Annotated in this window: 3 protein-coding genes and 1 pseudogene; 2 read left to right on the top strand and 2 right to left on the bottom strand. The window is 64.6% G+C overall.

All coding sequences use genetic code 11. From position 1 onward, the window contains the following. Together AC062T_RS10310 and AC062T_RS10305 are read right to left on the bottom strand one after the other, a co-directional pair. A pseudogene (locus AC062T_RS10310) lies at positions 1 to 708 on the bottom strand (helicase-associated domain-containing protein); the annotation flags it as partial. Positions 709 to 766: 58 nt separating this feature from the next. Beyond that, the gene (locus tag AC062T_RS10305; RefSeq protein WP_476029749.1) at positions 767 to 1,030 is read right to left on the bottom strand and encodes a multidrug ABC transporter ATPase; all 264 of its coding nucleotides are present in this window, start codon (positions 1,028 to 1,030) and stop codon (positions 767 to 769) included. Between the two features lie 99 nt (positions 1,031 to 1,129). On the opposite strand from AC062T_RS10305, the gene AC062T_RS10300 reads away from it, so the two are divergent. Together AC062T_RS10300 and AC062T_RS10295 are read left to right on the top strand one after the other, a co-directional pair. Beyond that, a complete protein-coding gene (locus AC062T_RS10300; protein ID WP_108515050.1) occupies positions 1,130 to 1,510 on the top strand; it encodes a cold-shock protein in 381 nt (126 codons plus the stop codon). A gap of 10 nt (positions 1,511 to 1,520) precedes the next feature. Beyond that, a complete protein-coding gene (locus AC062T_RS10295) occupies positions 1,521 to 2,216 on the top strand; it encodes a DUF3027 domain-containing protein (RefSeq protein WP_476029746.1) in 696 nt (231 codons plus the stop codon). The last annotated feature ends 14 nt before the right edge of the window (positions 2,217 to 2,230 follow it).

Below are 2,230 nucleotides of genomic sequence, written 5' to 3'. Positions count from 1 at the left end.
TGATTCGCGGCACACGAGGTTGCCGCGCTCGGCCAGGGAGAGGTAGGCGGCCACCGTTTCGAGGTCAACGAGCATGGCGGAGGCGAGCCGTTTGGAGTCGGGCAGGGCAATGCCGCCCTTGGAGAGCTCTCGCGCAGGCTGGCGTTCGAGCTCGATCAGTAGCTCGGTGACGGCGCCCGTCGCGGCGAACGCACGCTCGGCGGCGAGGCGGTCGATAAAGCGCTGGTCGACATCCGTCACCGGCTCCAGGGCGCCACCGGCTTCGATGCCCGCAAGGTCGTCGAGGCTCGGCAGACCAAAGACCGGCCACGACCGCAGCTGGTCGCACACGCCGTCGTAACAGCGGAACGTATCGCCCACGGGATGCACGAGCAGCAGTTCAGCGGCAGCCGTGAGGTGGTCGTGAACCTGCTCTACCGAGAGTGGGTGTGCCGAGATCGGGGCGAGCTGCGCGGCAACTTCGGCGGCGGTGAGCGGCTTGCCGTCGCGAGCGAGCATGGCGATGCAGGTGAGGGATGAGCGGTCGAGCCGGCTGAGCGCCTGCTGGATCGCCCCGTGGTCGAGCAGGGCGTCGGCGAGATCGAAGTAGTCGCGGATGCTCGCAGAAGCTGAGGGGGAGAGCCCGAGATCGCGGTTGGCGAGTGCGCTGAGAAGGTCGTCTCTGGAGGTGCCACGCAAGCGCGTGGCCAGCGTCAGTGTGTTCCCCATGGTTGCTCGCGTTCCGTCTCCGGCGCCGTTGCCAGAAACCATCGAAGTGAGTGGTGCTCTAGCGTGCGCGATTCTCGCGTGATCGTCGTACCCCCGTGATGGCGAGCAGTGCAACCGTGAGGAGCAGCGCTACCGGAAGGGCGAAGTACGGGATCATGATGACCGCGCCCCAGAGGCCGTTAAAACTGTTCGCAATTGCCCCCGTCGCATAGCCGATCATGGCAGCAGCGAAGCAGAGCAGCGCCACGATCACGAGCGTTGCGATCATGAACGCGAGGATTCTCTGGGCGCGATTTGCGGTCTCGGGTGTTGAATTGCTCACATCACAAGGATACGGGCTCAACAACCCCGTTAGGCTTACACGTTACGGCGCTCATTGCGGCACCGTGCATTTGCGTTCCCCACAATGAGAGGTAGTGCCATGCCAACCGGCAAGGTTAAGTTCTACGACGAGGACAAGGGCTTCGGCTTCATCAGCTCCGATGACGGCCAGGAGGTATTCCTTCACGCTTCTGCGCTGCCCGCCGGAACATCCGTTCGTGCGGGCACCAAACTCGAGTTCGGCATCGCCGACGGCAAGCGGGGCGCCCAGGCGCTCTCGGTTCGCGTGCTCGAGGCTCCGCCGAGCCTGGCGAAGATGAGCCGCAAGCCGGCCGACGACATGGCGATCATCGTTGAGGATCTTGTCAAGCTGCTCGACGGCATTGGCACGAACCTCAAGCGCGGGCGCTACCCCGAGGCAAGCCACTCCCGCAAGATCGCAGCCATGCTGCGAAAGGTCGCGGACGAGCTGGATGCCTGAGGCCCCGAGCATGACTGACGATTCGAGCGAGCCCCAGACCGATTCGGTGGCGCCCGCGCGCCGAATCGCAAGCCCTGCCGATTTTGAGATCGCTCGCGCGGCGCTGCTTGAGATCACGACCCCCGACACGATCGGTGCCCCCACGGGTTCGATCGACGAGGGTCAGGGCACCGTCACGGTGTATTTCGACTCGAACAAGCTCGGCTACCCCGGCTGGCGCTGGACCGTGAGCATCGCGCATGTTGAGGGCCCAGCCCCCACCGTGCTCGAGACCGAGCTCACGCCCGGCGACGACGCGCTGCTCTCGCCCGATTGGATTCCGTGGGCCGACCGCCTCGCCGACTATCAGGCTGCTCAGGCGGCCGAGAAGGCTGCAGCGGCTGAGCTTGGCGACGAAGCTGGCGATGTGGATGACGACATCGACGACTCGGATGACTACTACGACGACGACCCCGACGACGACGATGCGGCTCTCCTTCACGGCGGCGACCTCGACGGTGTCGACATCGACGAGGCGCAGATCGTGCTCGAAGAGGGCGCTGCGGATGATGACGACGACGATGACGACCCAGATGATGACTCGGATGATGACGACTCGGATGATGATGACGACGACTCGGACGACGACTCGGACGAAGACGACGACGAAGATTCCGACGACTCAGACGACGACTCAGACGACGACTCAGACGACGACGATCGCTAACCTCCCCGCTTAAC

The organism is Homoserinimonas sp. (assembly GCF_056262345.1).
Note: the sequence above shows the minus strand (reverse complement) of the source record. Positions and strands in the feature narration are given on the sequence as shown.